The organism is Streptomyces sp. NRRL S-378, assembly GCF_000720645.1.
Lineage (GTDB): Bacteria > Actinomycetota > Actinomycetes > Streptomycetales > Streptomycetaceae > Streptomyces.
The window spans coordinates 33,905-60,063 of record NZ_JOBX01000034.1 but is presented as its reverse complement, the minus strand read 5'-3'; the positions used below and the strand labels follow the sequence as shown (position 1 = coordinate 60,063).

At 72.9% G+C, this 26,159-nt stretch carries 27 protein-coding genes and 1 pseudogene; 13 read left to right on the top strand and 15 right to left on the bottom strand.

Going from position 1 to position 26,159, the window contains the following annotated elements; translation table 11 throughout:
- Positions 1 to 2 precede the first annotated feature (2 nt).
- Both IH80_RS0123220 and IH80_RS0123215 read left to right on the top strand, forming a co-directional pair.
- Positions 3 to 770 carry an LPS biosynthesis protein gene (locus tag IH80_RS0123220; RefSeq protein WP_030963003.1) on the top strand — a complete coding sequence of 256 codons (768 nt, stop codon included), beginning with the start codon at positions 3 to 5 and terminating at the stop codon, positions 768 to 770.
- Positions 767 to 1,909 (top strand): GNAT family N-acetyltransferase, encoded by a 1,143-nt coding sequence (locus IH80_RS0123215; protein WP_030963001.1) that lies wholly within the window; start codon positions 767 to 769, stop codon positions 1,907 to 1,909. Before IH80_RS0123220 ends, IH80_RS0123215 begins: the two co-directional genes overlap by 4 nt.
- Before the next feature lie 5 nt (positions 1,910 to 1,914).
- Here IH80_RS0123215 and IH80_RS0123210 read toward each other — a convergent pair whose 3' ends face one another.
- On the bottom strand, positions 1,915 to 3,549 hold the full coding sequence (locus IH80_RS0123210; RefSeq protein ID WP_051809801.1) for a glycoside hydrolase family 26 protein: 1,635 nt from the start codon (positions 3,547 to 3,549) through the stop codon (positions 1,915 to 1,917).
- Between the two features lie 150 nt (positions 3,550 to 3,699).
- Here IH80_RS0123210 and IH80_RS0123205 point away from each other — a divergent pair, with 150 nt between their 5' ends.
- The 5 genes from IH80_RS0123205 (at position 3,700) to IH80_RS45400 (ending at position 9,156) form a co-directional block, all read left to right on the top strand.
- Positions 3,700 to 5,100 carry a hypothetical protein gene (locus IH80_RS0123205; protein ID WP_030962999.1) on the top strand — a complete coding sequence of 467 codons (1,401 nt, stop codon included), beginning with the start codon at positions 3,700 to 3,702 and terminating at the stop codon, positions 5,098 to 5,100.
- A 67-nt stretch (positions 5,101 to 5,167) separates the two neighbouring features.
- Entirely contained in the window at positions 5,168 to 6,469 is a 1,302-nt protein-coding gene (locus IH80_RS0123200) for an NAD(P)-binding domain-containing protein (RefSeq protein ID WP_051809821.1), read from the top strand.
- Between the two features lie 25 nt (positions 6,470 to 6,494).
- Complete coding sequence (locus IH80_RS0123195; RefSeq protein ID WP_030962996.1) at positions 6,495 to 6,812, top strand: hypothetical protein; 318 nt, start codon at positions 6,495 to 6,497, stop codon at positions 6,810 to 6,812.
- Positions 6,813 to 6,907: 95 nt separating this feature from the next.
- The gene (locus IH80_RS0123190; protein ID WP_078906709.1) at positions 6,908 to 8,911 is read left to right on the top strand and encodes a SpoIIE family protein phosphatase; all 2,004 of its coding nucleotides are present in this window, start codon (positions 6,908 to 6,910) and stop codon (positions 8,909 to 8,911) included.
- A 71-nt stretch (positions 8,912 to 8,982) separates the two neighbouring features.
- Positions 8,983 to 9,156 carry a hypothetical protein gene (locus IH80_RS45400; RefSeq protein ID WP_199819296.1) on the top strand — a complete coding sequence of 58 codons (174 nt, stop codon included), beginning with the start codon at positions 8,983 to 8,985 and terminating at the stop codon, positions 9,154 to 9,156.
- Between the two features lie 38 nt (positions 9,157 to 9,194).
- On the opposite strand, the gene IH80_RS0123180 is transcribed toward IH80_RS45400, so the two are convergent.
- Positions 9,195 to 9,635: a DUF6299 family protein gene (locus IH80_RS0123180; protein WP_158943585.1), complete on the bottom strand. Its 441-nt coding sequence runs from the start codon at positions 9,633 to 9,635 to the stop codon at positions 9,195 to 9,197.
- 155 nt (positions 9,636 to 9,790) lie between these two features.
- On the opposite strand from IH80_RS0123180, the gene IH80_RS0123175 reads away from it, so the two are divergent.
- Both IH80_RS0123175 and IH80_RS0123170 read left to right on the top strand, forming a co-directional pair.
- Positions 9,791 to 10,375: a DUF4352 domain-containing protein gene (locus IH80_RS0123175; protein WP_051809797.1), complete on the top strand. Its 585-nt coding sequence runs from the start codon at positions 9,791 to 9,793 to the stop codon at positions 10,373 to 10,375.
- A 57-nt stretch (positions 10,376 to 10,432) separates the two neighbouring features.
- A complete protein-coding gene (locus tag IH80_RS0123170) occupies positions 10,433 to 10,927 on the top strand; it encodes a DUF5949 family protein (RefSeq protein WP_030852554.1) in 495 nt (164 codons plus the stop codon).
- A 108-nt stretch (positions 10,928 to 11,035) separates the two neighbouring features.
- On the opposite strand, the gene IH80_RS0123165 is transcribed toward IH80_RS0123170, so the two are convergent.
- From IH80_RS0123165 to IH80_RS0123145, 5 genes are all read right to left on the bottom strand, one after another.
- Positions 11,036 to 12,283 carry a cytochrome P450 gene (locus IH80_RS0123165; protein ID WP_030962991.1) on the bottom strand — a complete coding sequence of 416 codons (1,248 nt, stop codon included), beginning with the start codon at positions 12,281 to 12,283 and terminating at the stop codon, positions 11,036 to 11,038.
- A 93-nt stretch (positions 12,284 to 12,376) separates the two neighbouring features.
- Entirely contained in the window at positions 12,377 to 13,534 is a 1,158-nt protein-coding gene (locus IH80_RS0123160) for a low temperature requirement protein A (protein WP_078906702.1), read from the bottom strand.
- A 363-nt stretch (positions 13,535 to 13,897) separates the two neighbouring features.
- Entirely contained in the window at positions 13,898 to 14,683 is a 786-nt protein-coding gene (locus IH80_RS0123155; RefSeq protein WP_030962988.1) for an ABC transporter permease, read from the bottom strand.
- Positions 14,680 to 15,639, bottom strand: a complete 960-nt coding sequence (locus IH80_RS0123150; RefSeq protein ID WP_030962987.1) for a daunorubicin resistance protein DrrA family ABC transporter ATP-binding protein — start codon at positions 15,637 to 15,639, stop codon at positions 14,680 to 14,682. The genes IH80_RS0123155 and IH80_RS0123150 overlap by 4 nt, the downstream gene beginning before the upstream one ends.
- Before the next feature lie 67 nt (positions 15,640 to 15,706).
- Entirely contained in the window at positions 15,707 to 16,375 is a 669-nt protein-coding gene (locus tag IH80_RS0123145; protein WP_030962986.1) for a DUF4097 family beta strand repeat-containing protein, read from the bottom strand.
- A 244-nt stretch (positions 16,376 to 16,619) separates the two neighbouring features.
- Here IH80_RS0123145 and IH80_RS0123140 point away from each other — a divergent pair, with 244 nt between their 5' ends.
- The 4 genes and pseudogenes from IH80_RS0123140 to IH80_RS0123130 all read left to right on the top strand — a co-directional run bounded on the left by IH80_RS0123140 (position 16,620) and on the right by IH80_RS0123130 (position 18,464).
- Entirely contained in the window at positions 16,620 to 17,366 is a 747-nt protein-coding gene (locus IH80_RS0123140; RefSeq protein ID WP_030962984.1) for a helix-turn-helix domain-containing protein, read from the top strand.
- 166 nt (positions 17,367 to 17,532) lie between these two features.
- Positions 17,533 to 17,729 (top strand): annotated as a pseudogene (locus IH80_RS47185) (hypothetical protein); the annotation flags it as partial.
- A gap of 84 nt (positions 17,730 to 17,813) precedes the next feature.
- Positions 17,814 to 18,161, top strand: a complete 348-nt coding sequence (locus IH80_RS0123135) for a DUF6755 family protein (RefSeq protein WP_051809792.1) — start codon at positions 17,814 to 17,816, stop codon at positions 18,159 to 18,161.
- 90 nt (positions 18,162 to 18,251) lie between these two features.
- Positions 18,252 to 18,464 (top strand): hypothetical protein, encoded by a 213-nt coding sequence (locus tag IH80_RS0123130; RefSeq protein WP_030962980.1) that lies wholly within the window; start codon positions 18,252 to 18,254, stop codon positions 18,462 to 18,464.
- A gap of 13 nt (positions 18,465 to 18,477) precedes the next feature.
- On the opposite strand, the gene mscL is transcribed toward IH80_RS0123130, so the two are convergent.
- The 8 genes from mscL to IH80_RS0123090 form a co-directional block, all read right to left on the bottom strand.
- Positions 18,478 to 18,987 (bottom strand): large conductance mechanosensitive channel protein MscL, encoded by a 510-nt coding sequence (gene mscL, locus IH80_RS0123125; RefSeq protein ID WP_030962979.1) that lies wholly within the window; start codon positions 18,985 to 18,987, stop codon positions 18,478 to 18,480.
- Between the two features lie 123 nt (positions 18,988 to 19,110).
- Positions 19,111 to 19,605, bottom strand: coding sequence for a hypothetical protein (locus IH80_RS0123120; protein WP_030962978.1), 495 nt, complete (start codon positions 19,603 to 19,605; stop codon positions 19,111 to 19,113).
- 324 nt (positions 19,606 to 19,929) lie between these two features.
- Positions 19,930 to 20,760, bottom strand: coding sequence for an orotidine-5'-phosphate decarboxylase (pyrF, locus tag IH80_RS0123115; protein WP_234432352.1), 831 nt, complete (start codon positions 20,758 to 20,760; stop codon positions 19,930 to 19,932).
- A 20-nt stretch (positions 20,761 to 20,780) separates the two neighbouring features.
- Positions 20,781 to 21,338 carry a carboxymuconolactone decarboxylase family protein gene (locus tag IH80_RS0123110; RefSeq protein WP_030962975.1) on the bottom strand — a complete coding sequence of 186 codons (558 nt, stop codon included), beginning with the start codon at positions 21,336 to 21,338 and terminating at the stop codon, positions 20,781 to 20,783.
- Positions 21,339 to 21,451: 113 nt separating this feature from the next.
- On the bottom strand, positions 21,452 to 22,285 hold the full coding sequence (locus tag IH80_RS0123105; protein WP_030962974.1) for an S-methyl-5'-thioadenosine phosphorylase: 834 nt from the start codon (positions 22,283 to 22,285) through the stop codon (positions 21,452 to 21,454).
- A 75-nt stretch (positions 22,286 to 22,360) separates the two neighbouring features.
- Positions 22,361 to 22,675: an FmdB family zinc ribbon protein gene (locus IH80_RS42595; RefSeq protein ID WP_030962972.1), complete on the bottom strand. Its 315-nt coding sequence runs from the start codon at positions 22,673 to 22,675 to the stop codon at positions 22,361 to 22,363.
- 68 nt (positions 22,676 to 22,743) lie between these two features.
- Positions 22,744 to 24,204 carry an MFS transporter gene (locus IH80_RS0123095; RefSeq protein WP_037880846.1) on the bottom strand — a complete coding sequence of 487 codons (1,461 nt, stop codon included), beginning with the start codon at positions 24,202 to 24,204 and terminating at the stop codon, positions 22,744 to 22,746.
- A 360-nt stretch (positions 24,205 to 24,564) separates the two neighbouring features.
- Positions 24,565 to 26,091, bottom strand: a complete 1,527-nt coding sequence (locus tag IH80_RS0123090; protein ID WP_234432357.1) for a potassium/proton antiporter — start codon at positions 26,089 to 26,091, stop codon at positions 24,565 to 24,567.
- Positions 26,092 to 26,159 lie beyond the last annotated feature (68 nt).

The following is a 26,159-nucleotide window of genomic DNA, read 5'->3' as shown; positions in this document are numbered from 1 at the left end:
CCATGGCCGACACCGCCGAGAAGACGTCCGAGAAGCCCGAGAAGAGGGCCGACCACCGCTCCGGGAAGAGGTCCAGGCGGCGCCTCACCCGGCCCCCCGTGTGGTGGCCGCTGCCCGCCTGCGCCGTGCTGGGGCTGGCCGCCGGCGGGGCGTACGGGGTGCTCAAGGCCCCCGAGTACGCCGCCACCAGCTACGTCGTCGCCGTGCCCGACGACACCACCGAGCCCGCCACCGCCCTCGGCTTCGCGCAGGCCTACGCCCGTATCGCCACCAGCAGTTCCACCCTCGCCTACGCCCAGCCCCGCGCGGGCATCACCGCGCGGGAGCTGCGGACCCAGGTGCGGGCCGAGACCTCTCCCGAGTCCCCGATGATCGCCATCACCGGCACCTCCAAGAGCCCCGCCGAGGCCGCCGACATCGCGAACGCGGTCGCCGACGCCCTGTCGCTGAGCAGCAACCAGGCCGCAAAGAACACCGGCGTGCAGCTGCTCCTCTTCAACCAGGCAGTGGCCCCCACCGAGCCCGCCTCCCCCTCCGCCGCCATCAGCGGCGCCGTGGGGATGTGCGCCGGCGGGCTGCTGGGCGGCCTGTGGCTGCTCGCCCGGCCCGGCCGCGCGCGGCGCCATGAGGAGGGCGCGTCCGCGTCCGCCGCCGGCCCGGTGGCCGAGCCCGTCACGGAGCGCGCGGCCGGGGCGCCGGCCGAGGAGTACGCCACCCTCCCCGCCCAGGGTGAGCCGGTCTCGGCCAAGGAGAAGGAGTCCGTTCGATGAGTCGGGGCTCCGCCGGGGCCCTGTCGGTGACGCTGTGCCGCGACCCCCGGCAGTTCGCCGCGCTGGAAGAGCCGTGGAACCGGCTCGTCCGCGCCTGTCCCACCGCCACCCCCTTCCAGAGCCACGCCTGGCTGCACTCCTGGTGGCTGTCGTACGGGAAGGAGGGGCGGCTCCGGATCGTCCTGGTCCGGCGCGGCGGGGAACTGGTCGGCGCGGCCGCCCTGATGCTCGTGCACCGGCCGATCCCGCTGCTGGTGCCCCTCGGCGGCCCGATCACCGACTACTTCGACGTGCTCGTGGCCGCGGAGCACGCCGGCCAGGTCGTGCCGGCGATGGCCCGGGGGCTGCACCGGGCGGCCCGCGGCGCGGTGGTCGACCTGCGGGAGGTGCGCCCCGGGGCCGCCGCCGAGGAGCTGTACCGGCAGTGGCCCGGGATCGGCAGCAGGCTCGCCGACTCCACGTGCATGGAGCTGCCGACCCTGCCGTTCGACGAACTGGTCAAGCGGATGCCGGCCTCCGGCGCCCAGCGGGTGCGGGCCAAGCTGCGCAAGACCGACGCGGCCGGGCTCGAGGAGCACCAGGCCACCGAGCACGAAGTGCCGGGCGCGGTACGGAACCTGCTGCGGCTGCACGAGAAGCAGTGGCGCGGCCGCGGGGTGACCCCGGAGCACCTGCGCCCCCGCTTCGCCGAGCACCTCACCCGGGCCACCCGCAGGATGGTGCGGGCGGGCGAGGGCAGGCTGACGGAGTTCCGGCTCGACGGGAAGGTGGTGGCGGCCAACCTCACGCTGCTGTCGGCGGGACTGAGCGGTGGCTACCTCTACGGGGCGGACCCGGACCTGCGGGCGCGCAAGGTGGACGTGGCGACCCTGCTGCTGCGCTACGAGGCCGGGCGGGCGCTGGCGGAGGGCCGGCCGGTGGTGAGTTTCCTGCGGGGCAACGAGCCGTACAAGAACCACTGGCGGCCCGAGACGGTCGTCAACCAGCGTTTCCTGATGGCACCGGGCACGCTCGCGCCCCTGCTGCGGCTGCACGAGTCGCAGGTGACGGGGCGCGAGCGGGCGGTGGGCGCGCTGCGGGAGGCGCTGCCGGCCGCCAGGGACTGGCGGGCGCGGCTCAACGAACTGCGGGTGCGATGACCCGTCTAGAAGGGCCAGAAGCCGGAGTCCTCCCCCAGGTCGATCTTGACGCAGATCGACTGCTTGCCGACGAGCTTGGACAGCCACTCGCCGAAGTTGATCGGTACGCACCACTGCCTGCTGTTGAGCGGCGGCTGCTGCGGCTGCGGCAGGGGCTTGGCCGGAGTGGGCTCGGGCTTCGGTACGACCGGGCCCGGCGTGACGGGCGCCGGTGCCACCGGCGAGGGCGCAGCGGGGGAGGGCTTCGGTACCTCGGGGCTCGGCTCCGGCGGCGTGGGCCGGGGGCTGACGGGTGCGGGGACCTCGGGACTCGGGGCGACCGGGGTCGGCACCTCGGGGCTGGGGGCGACCGGGGTCGGGGCGACCGGGCTCGGTTCGGCCGAGGGCTCGGTGACCTGGGGTGTCGGGATCTGCGGTGTCGGGATCTGCGGGGTCGGGATCTGCGGGGTCGGGATCTGCGGGGTCGGGACGGCGGGTGTCGGGATCTGCGGGGTCGGGACGGCGGGTGTGGGCATCTGCGGGGTCGGGACGGCGGGCGTCGGGACCTGCGGCGTGGGCACAACCGGCGTCGGCACGACGGGCGTGGGCACCACGGGGGTCGGCACCATGGGTGTGGGTACGACCGGCGTGGGCACGACCGGCGTGGGCACCACCGGGCCGGGCGCCTCCGGCGTCAGCGCGTCCCGGAAGACCTTCGAGGACTCGGGGTTCTGCTTGCACTGCCACACGCCGTGCGGGCAGTAGTCGGTGATGGTGTGGTAGAGCGGCTTGTGCTGCTCGATCCACCGCAGCATGCGCCGTACGTACTCCGGGTTGTCCCCGCGCCGGAACAGCCCCCACTCCGGGTACGAGATCGCCTTGCGGTGCGCCCGCGCGAAGTCGACGTGCTTCTGGAGCCCGTACGGCTGGGAGACCTGCTCGTCGAAGGTCTCTCCGGGGGCCTGGTCGTAGGAGTCCATCCCGATGATGTCGACGTAGTCGTCGCCCGGGTAGCACTTCGTCCAGCCGATCGCGTCCGTACCCCTGCTCGGGGCGAAGTCGAACTTGAACTTCTGGCCGGGCACGGCGCGCATCACCTCGACGACGCGCCGCCAGTACACCTTCCAGTTCGCCGGGTCGGGCCGGCACCGGTGGGTGTAGGTGACGCCGTTCATCTCCCAGCCGAGCACGATCACGGTGTCGGGGACCCCCAGCGACACCAGCCGCTCGGCGAGCCGGCGGAAGTGCTCGTCGTGGTCGCCGAGCGCGCCCGCCCGGATGAGCCGGGCCACCTGGTGGTCGGGCACCCGCGCCTCGTTGCGGGCCTGCATGGGCACGTTGAGGACGAACATCCGGTCGTCGTCAGCCAGCCGCCACCGCGCCCAGTCCTCCAGGAAGGAGACCCGGCCCTCAATGCCGGCCCACTGGTCGCCGGGGAGATAGGTGTGGCCGACCCGGATCTCCCTGCCGCCCAGCCAGCGCGAGAGGTACGGGATGCGGGCCACCCCGTTGGGCCCGTAGTCGAGATAGGCGCCCATGGCGGTGCCGGAGTCCCCGGTCCGATTCTCGTCGGGCGCCGCGAGGGCGGCCCCGGTGGCGAGCAGTCCGGCCGTGACCGTACCGACGCAGGTGCTCGCCAGTCGGCGGCGTGGTCTGGGCATGGCGTCTCCCGAGCTTTCCCGAATCGGTGTGCTTGTCGAAGACGTTAGGCATCACATCTGACGAACTGCCTGTTCGGTGACTGCCGGGTAGGCCATTCGCAGCTCCACATCACCCCCGCTTGGTCCGACTAGGTGAAAGACCCCTTTGCCATGCACGCGTTCGCCAACCATGTGCCCGCCGTCGTGCTCAGACTCGACCGCAATCCGTTCCACCACGGAACCCTCGGCGCCGTCAGGTCCCTCGGCCGCAAGGGCGTGGAGGTCCATGCCGTCGTCGAGGCCGGGGGAGGTCCCATGGGGCGTTCGCGGTACCTGCGCTCCGCGCACCCCGGGCCCGTCGGCGGACTGGACCCGGAAACGCCCGAGGCCCTGCTGGAGTGCCTCACCGCGGTGTCGGAGCGGATCGGCCGCCCCGCCGTGCTCATCGCCATGGACGACCTGAGCGCCATCGCCGTGTCCCGGGTCGCCCCGGCGCTCCGCGACCGTTTCCGGATCCCCCATCAGCCCGACAACCTGCCCGCCCGGGTGGCCGACAAGGCCGAGTTGTCCAGGCTCTGTTCACGGTGGGACGTCCCGCACCCGGAGACCGTGGTCCCGGCGAGCGGAGCCGAGGCGGCGGAGGCGGCCTGGCGGCTGGGCCTGCCGGTGATCGCCAAGTGGAGCCGGCCCTGGCTGCTGCCCTCCGGGGCGGACGGGCTGCGCAGCACCACCCTCGTGCACACCACCGCCGAGGCGCGCCGGCTGTACGAGCGCTCCGCCGAGGCCGGGAGCAGGCTGCTGCTCCAGAGGTTCCTGCCGGCCGGCCCGGACACCGACTGGTTCTTCCACGGCGCCTTCACCCGGGGCGGCCGTCCGCTGCTCGCCGGATCGGGCCGCAAGGAGCTGTCCTGGCCGGTGCGCACGGGACTGACGGCGGTGGGCCGCTGGCTGCCGGACCCGGCGGTGGAGGAGGCCGCGCTGCACCTCGCCGAACGCCTCGGCTACCAGGGCATCCTGGACCTGGACTTCCGCCGGGACGAGCGCGGGGTCTTCCGGCTGGTGGACTTCAACCCCCGCCCGGGCGCACAGTTCAGGCTGTTCACGGACGCCGCCGGACTCGACGTGGTCCAGGCGATGTACCTGGACCTGACGGGCCAACGGGTCCCGCAGCCTTCGGGCGGCGCGGGCCGGATGTTCGTCGCGGAGAACTACGCGCTGCTGGCCGCGGTCCGGGGCCGGTCCCTGCCGCGCCGCCGACCGGCGGCGGACCCCGCGCCGCCGAAGCAGGGGCCGGCCGCGGAGCGGGCGCGGGTCGAAGCGGCCTGGTTCGCCGCGGACGACGTCCGGCCGTTCCTGGCCATGCTCGCCGCCTTCCTGGGACGCGGCGCGGCCAAGGGGGTACGGGTCCTGCGCGGTGTCCCGGCGCAGGGCCGCCGCACGGCCCGCGCGGTCGTCCGCGCGCCCCGGCAGCGCGGGCGGGAGCAGCAGCCCGGCGTGACCTCCGCGGGGGCGGTCTCCCGCCCCGTTCCGCCGGAGGCCTCGGCCGAGCCGGACGAACTGGTGACGCGTTGACCGGGCCGGGCCCGGCGGGCGGGACCGGGCAGGTGGCCATCGAGCGGGAGGAGCGGCCGTGACGCGGATCGACGATCTCGTGGTGATCGGCGCGGGCCCGTACGGGCTGTCGATCGCCGCCCACGCAGCCGGCGCGGGCCTCGGCGTACGGCTGCTGGGGAGGCCCATGGCCTCGTGGCGCGACCACATGCCCGAGGGCATGTACCTCAAGTCGGAGCCCTGGTCCTCCAACCTGTCCGCGCCGGACGGGCGGCACACCCTGGCCGAGTACTGCGCCTCCCTCGGAACGGTGGCGGAACACGGCACTCCGCTGCCCATCGGCACGTTCAGCGCGTACGGGATGTGGTTCGCCCGGCACGCCGGGCCGCAGGTGGAGGAGGTGACCGTCACGGAGGTGACCCCACAGGGCGACGGCTTCCGCGTCCGCACCGCCGAGGGACCGCCCCTCCTCGCCCGTACGGTCGCCGTCGCGGCCGGGGTGATGCCCTTCACCCGCCACCCCGAGGCGCTGCGGGAGCTCCCGCCCACCCACTACTCGCACAGCAGCGGCCACCGGGACCTGTCCGGTTTCGCGGGCCGCGAGGTCGCCGTGCTCGGGGCCGGACAGGCGGCCCTGGAGACCGCCGCCCTGCTGGCCGAGCAGGGTGCCCGGCCGTGCCTGGTCGCCCGGCGCTCGCGGCTGAACTGGAACACCGTCCCGCAGCCGCTGAGCCGGCCCCCGCTGCGCGCCCTGCGCGAACCGCACAGCGGTCTCGGGACGGGATGGCGCAGCTGGGTGTGGTCGGAGCTGCCCTGGGCGGTGCGCAGGCTGCCCGCGCACACCCGGGAGCGGATCGCGGCGACCGCGCTGGGCCCGGCGGGCGCCTGGTGGCTGCGGGACCGCTTCGAGCGGCGCGTGCCCGCGCTGCTCGGGCACCGGTTGCACCGGGCGGTGGCGGTGGGCGAGCGGACGCGGCTCGGGCTGACCACGCACGCGGGTGAATCGGTGGTCCTGGACGTCTCCCACGTCATCGCGGCCACCGGCTTCGCCCCGGACCTGGCCCGGCTGGAGCTGCTGGACGCGGGGCTGCGCGCCGCGCTGACGACCGTCGGCAGCAGCAGGGTCCCGGCATTGGGCCCCGGTTTCGAGTCCTCGTGGCCCGGGCTGTTCTTCGCGGGGCTGCTGGCGGCTCCCTCATTCGGCCCTTCCATGCGATTCGTGCACGGCGCGGGCTTCACGGCGGGGAGACTGGTGAGAGGAGTCCGCAAGCGCCTCGGCGCCCGGGGTCCGCGGCCGGGCTCCCCCGGGGGCGCCCGGCTCGGCCGGGCTGCTTCCTCCGGGCCGGGTCCGGGGGTACCGCCGGGGCATCCGAAGACGTACCTGCGGTGAGATCCGCGGTGAGAAGGGGTCCGTGATGAGCGCGGAGCGAGCACAGGGCCGCGGCTGGGTACGCATTCCCGCCAGCCGCGTCGAACAGTCCGCCACGGCCATGACCGCCGGGCACGACCGGTCCCCCTACTCGGGCCCGCACGCCGGCCAGTACCCGGGCGGGCATCCTGGCCCGTACCCCGGGCAGTACGCGGGCCCGTACGCGACGGCGTCCGCCGCCGACCCGGCCACGATCTACCTCTCCGTCGTCCAGCGCTGGCGGGAGGCCGGGCGCACCCTCCCGGGCCAGCCCGACGAGGAGTGGGAGCGCCTGATCTCCCAGCCGTGCTGGCCCGGCCGGTAGGGGTGCGGAAGGTGGCAGCGGCGGAGCGCGACGGACCAGGGCCGGGCCGGCGGATCCCCGTGACCGACGCCGGGGAGCGGCTCGCGCTGAACGGCATGGGCAGTTTCGAGTGGGACCTCGCCTCGCGGACGGTGGCGCTGGACGCGGCCGCCATGGCCGTGTTCGACGTGGAGCCGGAGGAGTACGACGGCACCGCGGAGGGCGCCGCCCTGCGCGTGCGGCCCGAGGACGCGGCCCGGCTGCGCGAGACCATCGCCGGTGTCCTGGAGGAGGGCGGCGAGACGTTCGGCGCGTACTTCACGGTGCACCGGCGTGACGGCCGTGACCAGTGGACGCACACCACGGGCCGGGTGGTGCGGGACGAGGAGGGGCAGGCGCTGCACATCGCCGGGATCGTCCGGGACGCGGCGGCGGAGCTCGCCCACGCGACGCTGCTGCGCAAGCTGGAGGCGGCGCGCGCCCAGCAGACGACGATCGTGCAGCGGACCACCGAGGCCCTGTCGAGGGCGGTGACGGTCGACGACGTCACGGCCGCGCTGACCGGGGCGGGCGCGCTGGAGCGGCTCGGGGCGGACGGCCTGGCCCTGGGGCTGGTCGAGGGCGGGACCATGAAGATCATCGCGCTGAGCGGGGAGTCGCTGGAGATCCTCAGCGAGCGCCGGTTCACGCGGATGGACGGGTCGCTGCCGCTCTCGCACGCGGGGCTGACCAGGCAGGCACGTTTCGTCACCTCGCTCGGCGAGCTCGGCCACGAGTTCCCGCTCCTTGCGGACTACCTGAACCGCATCCGCTTCGAGGCCGCCGCCTACCTGCCGCTGATCGCCCAGGCCAAGGCCATCGGCGGGCTGGTCCTCTTCTACCGCCGCCGCGAGGAGTTCAGCCCCGAGGAGCGCAACCTGTGCCTGGGCCTGGCGGGCATCGTGGCCCAGTCGCTCCAGCGGGCGCTCCTCTTCGACCAGGAGCGGGAGTTCGCGACCGGACTGCAGGCGGCGATGCTGCCGCGCCGGATCCCGGAGATCTCCGGCGGGGAGATCGCGGTCCGCTACCACGCCGCATGGAGCGGGCGGGAGGTCGGCGGGGACTGGTACGACGTGATCGCGCTGCCCCGCAACCGGGTCGGCATCGTCGTGGGCGACGTCCAGGGCCACGACACGCACGCGGCGGCCATCATGGGCCAGCTGCGGATCGCGCTGCGGGCGTACGCGGGGGAGGGCCACCCGCCGTCCACGGTGCTGGCGCGGGCCTCGCGCTTCCTCGCGGAGCTGGACACGGAGCGGTTCGCCACCTGCATGTACGCGCAGGTGGACCTGGAGACGGGCGGCGTACGCGCGGTCCGTGCGGGCCACCTCGGCCCGCTGATCCGTCACACGGACGGGCGAACGGGCTGGCCCAACGTGCGCGGCGGCCTCCCGCTGGGGCTGGCCTCGGCCTTCGAGCAGGAGGAGTTCCCCGAGACCCAGCTCGACCTGGTTCCCGGCGAGACGCTGGTGCTGTGCACCGACGGCCTCGTCGAGGAGCCCGGTACGACCATCACCGCGGGCATGGACGCGCTCGCCCACGCGGTGCGCAGCGGGCCCCAGGACGCCGGTGCGCTCGCCGACCACCTCTCGGACCGGCTGTGGGAGCGCTGGGGCTCCGGGGACGACGTGGCGCTGCTGGTGCTGCGCAGGGCCCCCGACCCAGGCACCCACCGGGCGCCGCGCATCCACCAGTACATCCACCAGGCCGACCCCGAGGGCCTCTCGGAGGCCCGCTACGCGCTGCGCCAGGCCCTGCGCGACTGGGGTGTGCCCGAGCTCGCCGACGACGTGGAGGTGGCGGCGGGGGAGCTGCTGGTCAACGCCCTGCTGCACACCGACGGCGGGGCGGTGCTGACCATGGAGGTGCTCCCGGAGCCGGTCCGCAGGATCCGGCTGTGGGTCAAGGACCGCTCCAGCGTGTGGCCGCGCCGGCGCAGCCCGGGCGAGGCGGCCACGACGGGGCGCGGACTGCTCCTGGTGGACGCCCTGGCCACGCACTGGGGCGTGGAGTCCCGGGGCGACGGCAAGGCGGTGTGGTGCGAGTTCGACGTCGGAGGCAGCCCCCGGAGCGCCGGGTGACCGGCCGGACACGTCGAGTTGTGGACGGCGGCGGCCGGGGCGATGATGCCGACCATGGAACGGAACGCGCTGTGCGCAGGCTGAGCACGGGTGCCGTGACCGGCATCCTCACCGTGCTCCTGCTGGCTGCCGGAGTGCCCACGGTCGTGGACTGGACGACGGGACGACCGCACGCGGACCCCGGGTGCCAGACAGTGGCCTTCATGTCGATGACGGGCGTCGCACCCGAGTGCCGGTCCCGGTAGCGGCGGCTACCGGGAGGGTGCCACGGCCGCGCACGGCCTCAGTGCCTGCGGACCTCGACGTCCTGCGTGTCCTGGGCGACGGTGGCGACCGACTTCGGCATCAGGCCCGAGAGGCGGACCTCCTGCAGCTCGGCGGTGACCACCGCGTGGCCCGGGCGCACCTTCACCCAGCGGCCCGGGGCGGTGGCCACCCACCGGCGCTCCGTGCCGTCGCAGACGGGCTGCTCCGCGCCGACGCTCAGCCGGTGGCCGTCCTCCTGGACGACGGTCGCCCTGATCTGCATCGCCCCCGTGGGTGACGCCTGCTCGCAGTGGTAGGACCCGGAAAGGGTGACGGTGCCGTCCCCCGCGACGTACGCGTCGTGATGTACGGAAATACCTTGATTGAAAACGGTGGCGCCGGCCGGAGCGCTGAACAGCGTGGTGGCGGCCAGTACGGAGAAGGCCGCCAGGGCCATTCGGCGGGCGGAGATGCGCATTCTTCCTCCAAAGGGTGCGGACGGCGGGATTCCGCCGGAACGCATTGTGCTGGCAGGTGGCCGTACGCCCGCGCTCCGCACACTCGTGTCGTTGTGTGCAATTACCTGCCCGGGCGCGTGAAACTGGCCGCACCACGTCCCCGAAGGGATCTTGCATGCGCCAGCCCACCCTCCCCGCCCTCGCCCTGCTCCCGCTCCTGCTGCTCGGCGCCACCGCCTGCCAGAGCGTTCCCGAGGGGGCCGCCGTCGCCCCCGCCGCGGCGCCGGCCGTCCCGGTGGACGACGGGGCTCCGGGGGGCGAGGGCGGTCCCGTGCAGCCGGGTGCGAAGGACGCCCATGTGGGTGACGCCGTACGGGTGCACGGTTCGCAGGTCGGGCGCCACCTGGAGGTCGTGCTCGGCGCCTACGTGGACCCCGCGGTCAGCGCGGACAAGAACTTCGCCCCGCCGGCCGGCAAGCGCTGGGTGGCCGCCTCGATGTCGTTCGTCAACGTGGGCGGTGCCTCGTACGGGGCGCTCGGACGCATGTGGGCGCACGACGGCGCGGGACAGCGCCACCCGGTGGTTCCCACCGGTGAGCTGACGACCGGCAAACCGATCGTCTTCGATTCCCTCGCGGTCGGTGAGCGGGCAGAGGGATGGGTGGTGTTCGAAATCCCGGAAAACGCGCGCATTGTGCGACTGGAATACCAGGACGCGAACATCAGGGCGAATACCGGAGAGGGATTCTGGGCCGTCTAGCCCGCGCGGGTGAAAGGCCGTGAAAGGCCCGGGCGCGGGACCACTAGGGTGCGGCGCATGACTTCTACTCAAGCCGAAATCGACCGGTCCCAGCTCGGCACCCTTTCGGTGCTCGCCTGGATCGGCGACCCCTCCGAGGCGCACGACATCCCGTACCTCCTCGCCTACACCCTGGGCGACGGCCCCGGGGGCCGGGAGGCCGGTGAGGCGGCGGCACGCGGGCTGCTGGAGGAGATCGGCCTGCCCATCGGCGACGTCGTCATGGACGGCACCCGCAACCCGGCCGGCTTCCCGGTGCAGATCCTGCTGGAGGGCAACCAGATCGCGCTCACCCTGCCCGGGATGAACGCGCAGTGCACCGCCCCCGACGAGTGGGTCGCCGCGGCTGACGAGAGCGGCCAGGCCTACTTCCTCTTCGCCACGCGCGCCTGGCCCGAGGCGGTCCCGGGACGCCCGGTCGACGCCAAGACCCTCCAGGCATTCGCGGGCGACGAGGAGGTCCTCACGGGCAGCGCCCACTGCGTGCTCTCCGTGCGGCGCCTGCAGAAGTAGCCGCCCCGCCGGGCGCCCGCCCCGTGCGCCCCGCCCGCTCCGGCCGCCGGGCTCCCAGCCTGCCCGGTGGCCGGTGCCGCCCTTCGCGGCCCGACGCCGGTCCCGCCCTCAGGGCCGTTCGAAGGCGAACCTGAGCGAGCGGACCCGGTTGTCGAAGTTCGAGCCCGCCAGGTCCGGCAGGCCCACCGCGCGCAGCCCGACCGGCCGGGTCAGCAGCTCGCGGAAGAGCGACTTCATCTCGACCCGGGCCAGGTGCGCGCCGAGGCAGAAGTGCGGGCCGCCGCCGCCGAAGCCCAGGTGTGGATTGGGCGAGCGGGTGATGACGAAGGCGTCGGGGTCGGGGAAGACCGACTCGTCGCGGTTGGCGGAGGCGTAGTACAGGACGACCTTGTCGCCCGGCTGCAGGACGCGGCCGCCCAGGGTGTGCTCGGCGACCACCGTCCGGCGGAACTGGATGATCGGCGTCGAGTGGCGGATCATCTCGTCCACCGCGCCGTCCGCGTACGTCTCGAAGTCCGACAGCAGCAGGTCCCGCTGGTCGGGGTGGTCGGTCAGCAGGGTCAGCCCGTGGGTGATGGCGTTGCGGGTGGTCTCCACGCCGGCCACCATCAACAGCGAGAAGAAGGCGCCGAGTTGACGGGCCCCGAGGGCCTGCCCGTCGACGTTCGCGCAGACCAGCGCCGAGATCAGGTCGTCGGTGGGGTTCCTGCGCCGCTCCCGGCCGATGCCCGCCACCATCCGCTGCATCCGGGCGAGTGCGCGCAGCCCGCGGCCCGGCATCCGCAGCCGGGAGGCCAGGCCGCGCTCCACGCCGATGTTCTCGGAGGCGTGGTTGACCCGGTCGGCGATCTCGGCGCGGAAACGCTCCGGGATGCCCATCATGTTGCAGATGACTTCCAGCGGCAGCCGTGAGGCCACTGCCGAGACGAACTCGTCGGGCCGGTCGGCCAGGACGTCGTCCACGATGCGGGCGGCCACGGCGTGGATGTCGGCCTCGGCCGCCGCCAGCAGGCGCGGGGTGAAGGCCCGTTGGACGATCTTGCGGAGCTGGGCGTGGTCCGGGCCGTCGAGGTTGACCATCGAGTCACCGAACAGGGCGCGGACCCAGCGGGCCGGCTCGGGGGTGGTCACCCCGGGGGCGCTGGCGAAGACCTTGGGCAGCCGGCTGGCCTCCTGCACGTGGGCGTGGCGGACGAGGGCCCAGTGCCCGGCCCCCTCGGGTACGAACACGGGGCCCTCGAGGGCGCGGAGGCGGGCGAAGGCGGCGAGCCGGTGGGCGGGTGGCTGCTGCCAGAAGCCCGGCTCGGCCAACTCCCTTCCGGGTTCAGTGCCGTGGCGTTGCGCCGGGAGTGTCATGGCCGTGCCTCCAGTCGGGCGGTGGGTGCTGCTCGTTCTGCGCTGGAGAACGGCGGCGGGGGCGCGGGAGTGACGGTCCGGCCGTCCCCGCCGCTACCGGGCGGGGACGGCCGGCCGCTCGGCCAGGATCACGCCGACGGTGACCGTGACCACGGCGACGAGTCCGGCGTAGAGGACGGCGTAGGCGCCCGTCCAGGTGCAGGCGAGGGTGACCACGGCGGCGGCGGGCAGCACCAGCTGCTGGGCGAGGCCGCGCTTGAAGTGGCGCGAGTGCAGCAGCCACACCATGAGCAGGAAGCCCGCGGCCGGGACCATGACGGAGGCGTTCGCGGCGACCTGGGAGATGTGCGCCTTGCCGACCGCGTGCTCGACCGCGACTTCGATGCCCGCACCGATCGCCGCACCGGACGCGAAGACCAGCAGGTGGCCGTATCCCCACGGAATGGCCTCCCGGTTGGAGTTCAGGTGCTGGTGCATCGGCACGGCGAAGTAGATCCACCACGCGGCGAACACGATCAGCAGCCCGCCCGCGGCGATGGGGAGCAGCAGGCCGAGGGCCTCGTGCTCGTCGAGCGCCGACTTCACCGCCACCGTGCTCGCGGCGATCGTCTCGCCCAGCACGATGATGGTGAACAGGCCGTAGCGCTCCACGATGTGGTGCGCGTGCCACGGCGTCTGGTGGCCGCGCTCGGCGATCACCGGGACCAGCAGCTCGGCCGCGACGAGGACCAGGAACAGCCAGCGTTTGGCGTCGCTCGGGGCGAACAGCAGTCCCACCCAGCCGATCTGGCAGATCACCAGCCCGGCCGCGTACGTCAGGGCCGCCGTGCGGGCGGGGCCGCTCTCCCCGGCGGCGGCGCGCAGCCACTGCGCCGTCAGCGCGACGCGCATGATGATGTAGCCGACGACGGCGACGGTCCAGTCGTTCTCGTCGAAGGCCTCGCCCACCCCGGCCGCGTAGACGAGCACACCGGCGATCTGGACGAGCGTCGCGATCCGGTACGGCACGTCGTCGCAGTCGTAGGCGGAGGCGAACCAGGTGAAGTTCATCCAGGCCCACCACACGCCGAAGAAGACGAAGAAGTAGCCGATCACCCCCGTGGCGGGATGGCCCTCCGCGAGCGCGTGCACCAGCCGGGCGCCGGCCTGGGCGATCGCGACGACGAAACAGAGGTCGAAGAACAGCTCCAGGGGCGTCGAGGTGCGGTGGTGCTCGTCGCGGCTGCGGGCGGTCATGGGGGTGTAGGCCATACCGGCCAGAAGAACAGAGGAACCGCCTTCCGGCAGGTCGGGCACGCTGTCCGGGCGGCCGCTGTGCCCCGGGCGGCCGCGGTGGCCCGTACGGACGCGGTGGCCCCTACGGCCCGCACGCCCTTCTTCATCCCGGCGGTGTTCGCCACCTTCTCGGTGACGAGCGCGATGTGGGCTTCATGGCCTTCTACGCCTCGTGCGTGGTGGTGGGCCGGTGGTTCTACGCCCGCCCCGCAGCCGAGACTCCCAGCCGGGCCGTGGTGGCCGGTCCCGGCACGCGGAAGGGGCGGCGTACGCCGACGGTGCCGGAGTACGCCGCCCCTGGTGCGGCGGGTCACGCGCTGCTGCGGAACTGCTTCGGGGCTACGTGGGGTCCTGGCCGAACTTCGAGGCCGACCAGCGGTAGCCGAGTACCGCGAGGCCCAGGCACCAGGCGAGGGCCAGCCACCCGTTGTTGCCGATCTCGGTGCCGAGGAGGAGGCCCCGGAGGGTCTCGATGGCGGGGGTGAAGGGCTGGTACTCGGCGATCGGCCGGAACCAGCCCGGCATCGCCTCGATCGGGGTGAAGGCGCTGGAGATGAGCGGGAGCAGGATCAGCGGCATCGCGCTGTTGCTGGCGGCCTCGGCGTTGGGGCTGGCCATGCCCATGCCGACGGCGATCCAGGTGAGGGCGAGGGCGAACAGGGCGAGGAGGCCGAAGGCGGCGAGCCATTCCAGGGCGGTGGCGTCCTTGGAGCGGAACCCGATGGCGACCGCGACGGCGCCGACGAGGACGACGCTGGCGACCGACTGCAGGACGCTGCCGACCACGTGCCCGATGAGGACCGAGCCCCGGTGGATCGCCATCGTCCGGAAACGGGCGATGATCCCCTCGGACATGTCGGTGGCGACGGACACCGCCGCCCCGATCACGGTGGAGCCGATGGTCATCAGCAGGATGCCCGGGACGACGTACGCGATGTAGTCGGAGCGGTCGCCGCCGCCCATGCCCGCGCTCATCACGTCGCCGAAGATGTAGACGAAGAGGAGCAGCAGCATCACCGGGGTGAGCAGCAGGTTCAGCGTCAGGGACGGGTAGCGCCGGGCGTGCAGGAGGTTGCGGCGCAGCATCGTCGAGCAGTCGCGGACGGCGAGGGCGAGCGAGCTCATCGGGCGTTCTCCTTGGGCTGGGCGGGGATGGCGGCGGCGCTGCCGGTCAGGGCGAAGAAGACGTCGTCGAGGTCGGGGGTGTGGACGGTCAGCTCGTCGGCCTCGATGCCGGCGGAGTCCAGCCGCTCCAGTACGGAGCGCAGGTCGCGCTGGCTGCCGTCGCTGGGGATCTGCAGGGACAGGGTCTCGTCGTCGCGGGTCGCCCCGGGCAGGGCGGGGGCGGCGGCCCGGTAGGCGGCCGGGTCGGTGAAGCGGAGCCTGACGTGTCCGCCGGGGACGAGCCGCTTGAGTTCTTCGGCGGTCCCCTCGGCGGCGATCCTCCCGCCGTCGAGCACCGCGATGCGGTCGGCGAGCTGGTCGGCCTCCTCCAGGTACTGGGTGGTGAGGAAGACGGTGACGCCGCCGGTGACGAGCTCGCGGATGATCTGCCACATGTTGTGGCGGCTGCGGGGGTCGAGGCCGGTGGTGGGCTCGTCGAGGAAGATGACGCGCGGGTCCCCGACCAGGGTCATGGCGATGTCGAGACGGCGCTTCATGCCGCCGGAGTAGGTGGCGGCGGGCTTCTTCGCGGCCTCCACCAGGTCGAAGCGTTCCAGGAGTTCGCCGGTGACCCGGCGTCCTTCTTTCCTGGACAGGTGGTGCAGGTCCGCCATGAGGAGCATGTTCTCCTCGCCGGTGATCAGGCCGTCGACGGCGGAGAACTGGCCGGTGACGCCGATGGCGGCGCGGACCGCCTGCGGGTCGTCGGCCAGATCGTGGCCGGCCACGCGCAGTTCGCCGGCGTCGGCGGTGACGAGGGTGGAGAGGATCTTGACGGCGGTGGTCTTGCCGGCGCCGTTCGGGCCGAGCAGGGAGAAGACCGTGCCGGCCGGTACGGCCAGGTCGATGCCGTCGAGGACCTTCTTGTCGCCGTAGGACTTGCGCAGCCCGCGTGCTGCGATGGCCGTTTCGGTCATGGGGGTGAGCTCCTTCGGGGGCTGCGGGTCAGAGGCTGGGGATCGGGGGACGAGGCAGGGGCTGGGATCAGAGGCTGCGGGCGGTGATGTCGCCGTAGGCGGTGGTGGCGTGGATGGCGAGGTCGGCGCCGGTGCCGTCGTTCTTGAGGGCGTTGCGGACGCGGCCGTAGGAGGTGCCGGCGTCGAGGGTGGCGGCGGCTCCGCGGGCGGCGCCGATGGAGATGTCGCCGGCCTGGGTGTGCAGGACGACCGAGCCCTGCACGGCCTCGGCGATGTGCAGGTCGCCCTTCTGGGTGCTGATCTCCGCGGGGCCGCCGAGGCGGCCGACGGTGATGTCACCGGCCTGGAGGGTCAGGCGGGCGCTCGCGGTCTCGTCGAGCTTGACCTCGCCGTGCGCGCTGTCGAGGGTGACGTCGCCGAGCCGTCCGACGCCCCGGATCTCGGCGCTCGCGGCCTTGGCCTCGACGCGGGAGCCGGCGGGGAGCTGGACGGTCACCTCGACGGAGCCGGGGGTGCCGAGGATCCGGTTCTTCGGCTCCGCGGTGGTGATCCGCAGGATGCCGTCGCCGTACTCGACCGCGGTCTGCTCCGCGGCCTTCACGTCGCGGCCCTTGGAGGTGTCGGCCGGGAGGATCTCGACGGTGGTGTCGGCGCGGTCGGCGGCGATGAACCGGATGCGTCCGGCGGGGACGTCGAGGACGGCGGCGATCGGGGCGGGGGTGGCGAACTGCTGCATGGTGCTTCTCCTTCGTCGTCGGCGGCGCCTTGGCGGCCCCGCTGTTTCCGATGAGTGAAAAGCTACGTTGCGTTCGAAGAGGCGGCAACTAGTTCGTTGCGTGGAATTGTCATTCATGCAGGTCAAGCGCGGGAAATCGTTGCAACGGCTCTACGGTTAAAGCAATAGAAGGCGACATTCCGTTGCAATGGAATAGCGGTGAACGCTATGCTGAGATCTCCGCAGAACGCAGAAGGAGACAGCGATGCCAGGAGGCAGGCTCACCCAGCAGGAACGCCAGCAGATCGCCCTGGGGGTGGCCGACGGTCTCGCCTACGCCGAGATCGCCAGGCGCCTGGACCGTCCGACCTCCACGGTCACCCGCGAGGTCATGCGCAACGGCGGCCCCGCCGGATACCGGGCGGAAACGGCCCACCGCGCCACCGAGCGCCGCGCCCGCCGGCGCAAGCCTGCCGCGTCCCGGGGCACGGGTCCGGCCGCCCTGCCGCACGGCCGCGACCCGGAGGCGGTGGCCGAGTACGAAGAGCAGTTCACCGCCGTGATGATGCAGTCGGGGCTGTCCAACAAGATGACCGCGCGGGTGATGGTCTGCCTCCTCACCGCCGATTCCGCCAGCATGACCGCCGCCGAACTCGTCCAGCGCCTCCAGGTCAGCCCGGCGTCCATCTCCAAGTCCATCGCGTACCTGGAGGGGCAGGCCCTCGTCCGCCGGGAGCGCGACGAGGGCCGCCGGGAGCGCTACGTCATCGACGAGAACCTCTGGTACCAGTCGATGGTCGCCAGCGTCCGCTCCCTCAACCAGCAGGTCGACATCGCACGGCAGGGCGCCGGTGTCCTCGGCCCGGGCACCCCGGCCGCCGTCCGCCTGGAGAACGTCGCCCGCTTCCTCGACTTCGTCGCCGAAAGCCTCGCCCGCGCGACGGAGCAGGCGCGTGACGTCCTCCGCATGACGGCGGAAGCGCCCTCGGGCGGCGCCGACGCCGAAGTGTGACGGGTGCGCCCGGAGCTTTATGAAGAGCTTCACAAGCGCGCAAAAGGGCTTGAGGCACCCCCAAAGCCCCAGGTCAGGCCGGTGCGGATGACATGTGCGCCGGAATGTACAGGACCTTCGGTCCGCAGCTCGGGACCGACGCGGCAGCAACGGGTTCACGTGACCGCGCGTCGCCTCGGCCGGCACGGTCAACGACTACTACGGCATCACCTACGAACGCCTGGAGGAGACCGGCGGCATCATGTGGCCCTGCCCCAGCGCCGACCACCCGGGCACGCCCCGGCTGTTCGAGGGCGGCAGACCTCCCCCCCGACGGGCAGGATCCACCCGCAGGTCGTCGAGTGGCGCGCGCCGATGGACCCCTCCACCGAGGTGCTCGGCTGTCCGGGCGCCCACCGGGCCAAGTCGACCGAGAGGAAACGGACATGAGCGACGACCGGATCCCCCCTGCGCCCGGACTACCTCCGGGGCAGCGCCCAGCCGCGGCTGAACCGGCCGGTGCGGGAACGCTATCCGCAGATCCGGCCCACCAGCGGCTACGGAGACCCGCGGATCCGGCACACGGGCCCCGGCCCCGGCGCCGGCACCGACCAGGAGCCGGAGCGGTCCTCGAAGCTGAACGCCCGTCTGGCGCTCGCCCTGACCGTCGTCGTCGGCCAGCTCTGGGCGCTTACCTTCACCGTCAATGAGTGGAGGGAGGGAAACACCGGGACGGCCTGGTGGGCGGCAGGCTTCCTGGTCCTGTCCTTCCTCGTGGTGCTCGGACTGCGGCGCCTCGACCCGAAGGGCCGGTGATCATGTCCATGTCCGCATCCCTCGCCCGGAAGGGGGCCGAGGCGCCCGACTGAGCCGGGCCGCCACGAGGGGCGGCCGTACCCTGGAGGTATGAGCAGCACCCCCGCCTCCGACCCGCAGCCCCAGCGACCCGCCGCCGAGGCCCGGCAGCCCCGGCCGAAGCCGCGGATCGTCTTCGACGACCCGCTGGACCAGCAGTCGTCGGACGACACGGACCGCGGCTGGGGCGAGCGGCCGCCCTCGGGTGGAAGCGCGGCCGATCTGGCCCGCTTCCTCGACGAGAAGCCGCCGCACCACATCTGACCGGCCGGCGCGTTCAGAAGCCGTCGCGCGAAACCGCCTGACCGCCGACGCCGCTGCCGCCACCGCCGCCCACGCGCTGCGCGACCAGCGTGTCGCGGATCTCCTTGAGGACCTCCAGCTCGGTGATCTCGACGATCTCCTGGGCCCCCTCGCGGGCCTTGCGACGGTCCTCCTGCCGCGCCAGGTACTTCGCCATCGGCAGCACCATCAGGAAGTACACGACCGCCGCAGTGATCACGAAGGTCAGCGTGGCGTTCAGCACCGACCCCCAGAGGATCTCGACACCGGTCGGCTGGCCGTCGGGGCCGATCTCGCAAGGGGCCTTCAGGCAGGACTTGTAGCCGTCCAGGCTCTTCGTGCCCACCGCGCCCACGATCGGGCTGATGATCCCCTTGACCACCGAGTTCACGATGTTCGTGAACGCGGCTCCGATCACCACGGCGACCGCCAGGTCGACGACGTTGCCGCGCATCAGGAAGGCCTTGAAGCCCGCCAGCACGCTTTCCTTCTTCTTCTCGCCCATTGCTGAGCCCTTCTCCACGGAAGCCAAACACGGAGCCAACGGTTCCGAAAGCTACGGCAGTCCGGCAGAGGTGTGTCCAATCGGGCTTCCCTTTGAGGTGAATCGACTGATCGTGCGTGCGAGTCAGCACAACGTCACCGCCAGTCGGGCCGTCGCGCCCGCCCCCACCAGGGCCCGCGCGGTGTCCCGCGGCACGGACAGGACGACGAGCGCCCCACCGTCCCCAACACCCTTTTCCGGATCCGGCACTTCGGCGACCCGCGCCCCGGCCGCAAGCACCCTGGGCGCCTGTGCGCGTTCCGCCGCCACCACGTCCACCCGGTCCCCGGGCCGCAGCAGCCGCACCGTCGCGGCATCCGCGATGCGCACGGGCGCCGAGACCATCCGCACCGCCGCCGGCGGCGGCGGTTTCACCACGGGCGCAGGCGCACCCCGGGAGGCCTGGGCCTCCGCCCCTCCTACCGCCAGGGCCGCCGCGACCACGGCCAGGGCGGCCGAGGCGGCCCGCCGCCGGCGCCGCAGGGCCCGGCGCAGCCGCCCCGGCCCCCGCCCCACACGAAGCGGCGGGAACGACGGGACGGGCCGCGACGGGGGGCACGAGGACGACGCCGCACACACGGGGAACGCCCGGGCGGGCAGCCCCGCCACCGCGGCGGAGGTCGAAGAGGCCGAGGACGCCGAGGACGCCGAGAGGACCGGCGAGGAGGACCAGGAGGGGGACGAAGGGGAGGACGAAGAGGGCGAAGAGGCCGCGGAAGTCCGGGACATGACGAGCACCACCAAACGCAGGGAGTTCCTGTGCCCGGACCCACCGCCCGGACACACCCCACGATCCGGCCTTCCCCCGCATCCCGCTGGCGCCTGTGGACGGTCCCCAGCCTGTGGAAAACCCCGTCACCCGCCGGAGTGAAGGCCCCTCGCGCAGGCCGCCTTCCCGGCGCCCTACTGAGCGGCCGCCCGGACCTGCCGCAGCGCCGCCACCGGGTCCGCCGCCCGGGCGACCGACCGGCCCACCACGACGTGCGAGGCCCCGGCCGCGAAGGCCGCCGCAGGGGTCCCCGGCCGGGCGTGCCCGCCCGCCTCTCCCGCCCCGCCTGCCGCACCCACTCCGCCCGCCGCACCGGCCCCGCCCCCGACGGGTCCCAGCGTCACGCCCGGCGTCACGATCAGCGGCTCCGGTCCCAGCGCTGCCCGCAGCGATCCGGCCTCTCGTGGCGAGGCGACGACCCCGTCGCACCCGGCGCGCATCGCCAGCCGGGCCAGCCGCAGCACCTGTTCCCCGGGGCCCGCCGCGACGCCGATGTCGGCGAGGTCGCTCCCGGTCATGCTGGTGACCACCGTCAGCGCGAGCACCCGCAGCCGAGGGAACTCCCGCGCCGCGTCCACCGCCGCGGCCATGATCCCCGTACCGCCCATGCCGTGCACCGTGACCATCGACGCGCCCAGGGCGCCCGCGGCCCGGACGGCACCCGCGACGGAGTTCGGGATCTCGAAGAGCTTCAGGTCGAGGAAGACCTCGTTCCCCCGCCCGACCAGGTCCCGTGCGAGTCCGGGGCCGGCGGCCGTCAGCAGCTCCAGGCCGATCTTGTAGGAGCTGCACGCGTCGCCGAGTCGCTCCACGAGCCCTTCGGCGGACCGGCGATCGGCGAAGTCCAGGGCGACGATGACCCGGCCGTCCACATCGGAGCCGGAGCCGGAGCCGGTCTCGGCGTCGGGGACGGGGGAACCGCAAGAGCGGGCGGAGCGGGCGGAGCCGGTGAAGTCGGTGTTCACCCCGCCATTGTCGGTCGGCGTCACCGCCTCACCGGCACCGTGCAGGCCTCCGAGAAGCCCTGGCTGGTCAGGCCGAAGGCGCTGTTGACGCGCGAGCGCCAGTTCTCCAGCGCCACCACCGCCGTGAGTTCGACGAACGCCGCCTCCCCGAGCCGTGCGATCAGCGCCGCGGCCAGTTCGTCCGTGACCGTCGGCTCGGTCTCGGTCATGGCCTCGGCGTACTCCATGACCAGCAGTTCCTGCTCGGTGAACACCTCGCGCGCCTCCCGCCACCGAGGCACCTGTTCGATCTTCTCCGCCGCCATCCCCTGCTCGTGGCCCTCCCAGTAGCCGAAGTCCATGCACCACGAGCAGTTGATGCGGGCCGCCGCCGCCATCACCGCGAGGTGCTTCAGGCCGGCGTCCAGCGCGTTCCACTTCGCCGCCCGCTGTTCCAGGCGGACGTACGTGTAGAGCACGCGCGCGTTGTGCCCGTAGGCCCGACCGGGGTCGAGCACCTTGCCGTAGCTGCGGCGCGAGTACCAGGCGCCGATGCGCGTCAGCAGGGTGCGGGGCGGGGTGAGCGAGATGCGAGCCATGACTGTCGTCTCCCGGAGCGGTCTGTCCTGTCCCGACTGGGCTGTCACAGGGGAAGACAGGACAGCCGCCCCGGATGTGACAGCGGCAGCGGCAGCAGCAGCGGCCGAAAGGGCTAGGGGAGCTCGATGCCCAGGTCCCAGCCGTCGTGCGCGTGGGTGCAGAGGCAGTCGCGGGAGTCGGTCGCCGGCAGGCCCGCCACCGCGTCGAAGAGCACCGTGCGCAGGCGGCCGACGTTCTCGCCGAACACCTTCAGGACCTCGGTGTGGGAGACGCCCTCACCGGTCTCGGCGCCCGCGTCCAGGTCCGTGACCAGCGCCATCGAGGTGTAGCAGAGCCCCAGCTCACGGGCGAGGATCGCCTCCGGGTGCCCCGTCATGCCGATCACGGACCAGCCCGCCGACGCGTACCAGCGGGACTCGGCGCGCGTCGAGAAGCGCGGCCCTTCGATGACGACCATGGTGCCGCCGTCGACCGGCTCCCAGTCCTGGCCGCGCGCCGCCGCCACCGCCACGGACCGGCCCACCGGGCAGTACGGGTCGGCGAAGGTGGTGTGCACGACGTTCGGAACGCGGCCGTCCGGCAGGGCGACACCGTCGAAGAAGGTCTGGACGCGGCTCTGCGTACGGTCGACCAGCTGGTCGGGGACGAGCAGCGTGCCCGGTCCGTACTCGGGCCGCAGGCCACCGACCGCGCACGGGCCGAGGACCTGGCGGACGCCGACCGAGCGCAGGGCCCAGAGGTTCGCCCGGTAGTTGATCCTGTGCGGCGGGACCGTGTGGCTGCGCCCGTGGCGCGGCAGGAAGGCCACCGAGCGGCCGGCGAGCTCGCCGATGTACAGGGAGTCGCTGGGAGGCCCGTACGGGGTCTCCACCTGGATCTCGGAGACGTCCTCCAGGAAGGAGTAGAAGCCCGAGCCGCCGATGACACCGATCTCTGCGTTCACCATGTCCCTCACCCTAACCGGGCATGCCCGAGGCCCCGCTGCCCGGTGGGGGGCGTGCGGGGCCTCGGGAAGGAGCGGTCAGGCGGCCGACGTGGAGCTGCTGCTCGTGCTCGACGACGTCGAGGAGGACGCAGCGGCGGGAGCGGCGGTGGCGGTCGTCGTCGAGGACGACGAGCTCGACGCGGGCTTCGAGGCAGGGGTGCTGCTCGACGAGGCGCCGCGGCTGTCGTTCCGGTAGAAACCGGAGCCCTTGAAGACGATGCCGACCGCGGAGAACACCTTCTTCAGGCGTCCGTCGCAGCTCGGGCACACGGTCAGTGCGTCATCGGTGAACTTCTGCACGGCCTCAAGGCCCTCACCGCACTCGGTGCACTGGTACTGGTAGGTCGGCACGAATTTCCTCCTGGCACTCTCACTCAATGAGTGCTAACGACGGCTCCATGGTGACGTATTCCGGCGGATCAGTCCACCGTCACCGGCACGCGGTGACCCATCCCACGCTCGTTCACCCGGTCACGGGGGGCCGTCGAGGGGGTGGCCGGAGCCGTGACCTCGGTGCGGGCCTCGGCGCGGACGGGGCCCGCGGCGCGGGCGGCGCCCTCAGCGCGGGCGGCGCCCTCAGCGCAGGCGGCGGCCCCGGCGCCGGTCTCCGCGCCCGCCGCGGCCTCGCTGCCGGGCCCGGACGAGTTCACGATCCGGCTCGGTGCCTTCGGGGCCAGCTTCGCGCGCAGCGTCAGCAGGACGGCCAGCGCCAGCGCGGTGGCCGCCATCGGCACCAGGAAGCCGTACGCCGATCCGTGCGCGTCGGTCAGGCGGCCGGCCAGGATGACCGCGACGGCCTGGCCGAAGGCGATGGAGCCGGTCAGCCAGGTGAAGGCCTCGGTCCGGGCGTTCGCCGGAACCAGCTGCTCGACCATGGTGTAGCCGGTGATCAGGGCCGGGGCGATGAACAGGCCGACGACCAGGCCGAGCGCGCCCAGCAGGATCACCGAGTGCGCGGCCCACAGGACGGACGCCGCGGCGGTGAGGCCGACGTAGCCCAGGATCAGCCGGCGGCGCGGGCCGATCTTCCACGCGACGGCCCCCATGGCGATGCCCGCGATCATGTTGCCGGCCGCGAAGACGCCGTAGAGCAGGCCGTTGGCGCCGGGGTTGCCGATCTCGTTGGAGAAGGCGGCGAGCGAGACCTGCATGCCGCCGAAGACGGCGCCGATCCCGAGGAAGGCGAAGACCAGGACGCGCAGGCCGGGGTGGGACAGGGCGAAGGTGCGCTTCTCGCCGGGGGCCGACGGGGCGTGCGTCCTGGGCTGCGAGGCGCGGCGGGCCGCGAAGAGCAGGCCGCCGAGCAGCGTCAGCGTGGCCTCGGTGACCAGGCCGGCCGCCGGGTGGACGCCGGTGCACAGCGCGGTCGCCAGGACCGGGCCGACGACGAAGGTGAACTCGTCGGTGACGGACTCGAAGGCGGCGGCCGTGGGCAGCAGCGGGGAGCCCTCCAGCCGGGCGGCCCAGCGTGCCCGGACCATGGGGCCGACCTGCGGCACCGAGGCGCCGGTCGGGATGGCGGCCAGCGCCAGGAACCAGACGTTCGCGTCGGCCAGCGCGAGGGCGGCGAGGCCGCTGACGGCGGCGGCGTGCGCGAGGACCACGGGCACGAGCACGGCGCTCTGGCCGAAGCGGTCGGTGAAGATGCCCATCAGCGGGGCGGACAGGGCCATCGAGATGCCGGTGACGGCGGCGACGATGCCGGCGCTGCCGTAGGAGCCGGTGGTGTGCTGGACCAGCAGCAGGATGCTGATGGTCAGCATCCCGAAGGGGAGTCGCGCTGCGAAGCCGGGGAGGACGAAGCCGAGGGCGCCGGGTGTGCGCAGGAGCTGTCCGTAGCCGGGGCGGGCGGATGTGTCGGTCGTGACCGCGGATGTCACGGCCTTGCCTTTCCGCTGCCTGGTAGAGCGTCCCCGTCTGCGGACGGTGCCTTGCTTTGTGAGCGGCCGCACCCGTACGTGTTGGGAGCCCCGAGAGCTGTCCTCTTGCGCAGAACCGAGTGATACCTGGGCGCCCACTGCGCCACGGCCGCTTTGCGGTCGCGCCAGCTCTGCGTCAGGCAGAGTTGGTTCGATCTGTTGTGCCTTCATCGTACAGGGGAAGCCGATACCACGCCCTGTGATTGCGCCGACAACCCCTCTCTTCACCTGCGATTAACGGCAACTTCGCGTCCGAAAAAGGCTATATATCCAGATAAGAGCGGCTAGATCTCATCGAACCTGCCGAATGAGAGCGTTGCTCTAATGGGTGCCGGATCCGTTGCCGGTCCCGAGCCAGCCCGCCAGCTTGCCGCCCCGGGCCACCGCCCGCAGCCGCGCCTCCGCCGCGTCCCGCACCGGGTCCGTGGCCACCACCAGCAGCTCGTCCCCGCGCCTCAGCACGGTCGACGGAGCCGGTACGAAGCTCTTCGCGTCCCGGACGACCAGCGTGACCGAGGCCCCGGGCGGCAGGCGCAGCTCGCTCACCTCGACGCCGTGCATCCGCGAGGCCGGCGGGATGGCGAAGGACAGCAGGTGCCCGCGCAGCTTCTCCAGCGGCGCAGACTCGATGCCGAGGTCGGAGGCGGTCTCCATGCCCCGTCCGAGGTCCAGCTTGCGCGCGAGCCACGGCAGGGTCGGCCCCTGCACCAGGGTGTAGACGACGACCAGCACGAAAACGATGTTGAAGACGCGGTCGCTGCCCTCGATCCCGGACACCATGGGGATGGTCGCCAGGATGATGGGTACGGCGCCGCGCAGGCCCGCCCACGACATCAGGACCTGCTCCTGCCACGGGAGCCGGAAGGGCAGCAGGCTGACGAAGACCTCCAGGGGCCGCGCCACCATCGTCAGCACCAGCCCGATGACGACCGCGGGCCAGAAGTCGCGGACCAGCTCGTGCGGGGTGACCAGCAGGCCCAGCAGCACGAACATGCCGATCTGGGCGATCCAGCCGAGCCCGTCGGCGAAGCCGCGGGTGGCCGGCCAGTGCGGGAGCCTGGCGTTGCCCAGGAGCATCGCCGCCAGGTACACCGCGAGGAAGCCCGAGCCGTGCGCCATCGCTCCGGCCGCGTACGCCACGATGGCGATGGCCATCACGGCGATCGGGTAGAGGCCGGAGGCGGGCAGTGCCACGTGCCGCAGGCCGTAGGCGCCGAGGAAGCCCACCGTCAGGCCGATCGCGGCGCCGATCGCGAGCTCCAGGGCGATCTTGCCGAGCAGGACGTACCAGTCGTCCACCGGGCCGACCGTGGAGAAGGCCACCACCAGGATCACGACGGGTGCGTCGTTGAAGCCGGACTCGGCCTCCAGGACGCCCGTGATCCGGGCGGGCAGCGGGACCTTGCGCAGCACGGAGAAGACGGCCGCCGCATCGGTCGAGGAGACGACCGCGCCGATCAGCAGCGCCTGGCGCCATTCGAGTCCGACGAGGTAGTGCGCTCCCGCCGCCGTCACGCCCACGCTGATCGCCACACCCACCAGGGACAGCATGATCGCGGCCGGCAGGGCCGGCTTGATCTCTGTCCACTTGGTGCCCAGACCACCCTCGGCGAGGATCACGACGAGGGCGGCGTAGCCGATGACCTGGGTCAGCTCGGCATTGTCGAAAACGACGTTCCCGATGCCGTCCTGGCCTATGGCGACGCCTATGCCGAGGTAGATGAGCAGACTGGGCAGGCCGCTGCGTGACGAGACCCGCACCGCGGCCACGGCGACGAGCAGTACGAGCGAGCAGACCAGCAGGAGCTCATTGAGCGTGTGGACAGTCAGCGGGCGGCCCTCCTCAATGCGCCCGGCGGATCGATCCTCCCGGCGACAAGTTCGGCAAGTAGTTCGTTACCTTACCTAATCTTTGA

What these genes read in the sequence shown, in the direction of transcription:
- mscL (WP_030962979.1), bottom strand. Translation starts at nt 18,987, where the DNA reads ATGGGCGAGAAGAAGAAGGAAAGCGTGCTGGCGGGCTTCAAGGCCTTC.
- IH80_RS0123220 (WP_030963003.1), top strand. Translation starts at nt 3, where the DNA reads ATGGCCGACACCGCCGAGAAGACGTCCGAGAAGCCCGAGAAGAGGGCC.
- IH80_RS0123210 (WP_051809801.1), bottom strand. Translation starts at nt 3,549, where the DNA reads ATGCCCAGACCACGCCGCCGACTGGCGAGCACCTGCGTCGGTACGGTC.
- IH80_RS0123215 (WP_030963001.1), top strand. Translation starts at nt 767, where the DNA reads ATGAGTCGGGGCTCCGCCGGGGCCCTGTCGGTGACGCTGTGCCGCGAC.
- IH80_RS0123195 (WP_030962996.1), top strand. Translation starts at nt 6,495, where the DNA reads ATGAGCGCGGAGCGAGCACAGGGCCGCGGCTGGGTACGCATTCCCGCC.
- IH80_RS0123165 (WP_030962991.1), bottom strand. Translation starts at nt 12,283, where the DNA reads ATGACACTCCCGGCGCAACGCCACGGCACTGAACCCGGAAGGGAGTTG.
- IH80_RS0123180 (WP_158943585.1), bottom strand. Translation starts at nt 9,635, where the DNA reads ATGCGCATCTCCGCCCGCCGAATGGCCCTGGCGGCCTTCTCCGTACTG.
- IH80_RS0123140 (WP_030962984.1), top strand. Translation starts at nt 16,620, where the DNA reads ATGCCAGGAGGCAGGCTCACCCAGCAGGAACGCCAGCAGATCGCCCTG.
- IH80_RS0123205 (WP_030962999.1), top strand. Translation starts at nt 3,700, where the DNA reads ATGCACGCGTTCGCCAACCATGTGCCCGCCGTCGTGCTCAGACTCGAC.
- IH80_RS0123110 (WP_030962975.1), bottom strand. Translation starts at nt 21,338, where the DNA reads ATGGCTCGCATCTCGCTCACCCCGCCCCGCACCCTGCTGACGCGCATC.
- IH80_RS0123145 (WP_030962986.1), bottom strand. Translation starts at nt 16,375, where the DNA reads ATGCAGCAGTTCGCCACCCCCGCCCCGATCGCCGCCGTCCTCGACGTC.
- IH80_RS0123175 (WP_051809797.1), top strand. Translation starts at nt 9,791, where the DNA reads ATGCGCCAGCCCACCCTCCCCGCCCTCGCCCTGCTCCCGCTCCTGCTG.
- IH80_RS0123150 (WP_030962987.1), bottom strand. Translation starts at nt 15,639, where the DNA reads ATGACCGAAACGGCCATCGCAGCACGCGGGCTGCGCAAGTCCTACGGC.
- IH80_RS0123130 (WP_030962980.1), top strand. Translation starts at nt 18,252, where the DNA reads ATGAGCAGCACCCCCGCCTCCGACCCGCAGCCCCAGCGACCCGCCGCC.
- IH80_RS0123155 (WP_030962988.1), bottom strand. Translation starts at nt 14,683, where the DNA reads ATGAGCTCGCTCGCCCTCGCCGTCCGCGACTGCTCGACGATGCTGCGC.
- IH80_RS0123170 (WP_030852554.1), top strand. Translation starts at nt 10,433, where the DNA reads ATGACTTCTACTCAAGCCGAAATCGACCGGTCCCAGCTCGGCACCCTT.
- IH80_RS0123160 (WP_078906702.1), bottom strand. Translation starts at nt 13,534, where the DNA reads ATGGCCTACACCCCCATGACCGCCCGCAGCCGCGACGAGCACCACCGC.
- IH80_RS0123190 (WP_078906709.1), top strand. Translation starts at nt 6,908, where the DNA reads ATGGGCAGTTTCGAGTGGGACCTCGCCTCGCGGACGGTGGCGCTGGAC.
- IH80_RS0123105 (WP_030962974.1), bottom strand. Translation starts at nt 22,285, where the DNA reads ATGGTGAACGCAGAGATCGGTGTCATCGGCGGCTCGGGCTTCTACTCC.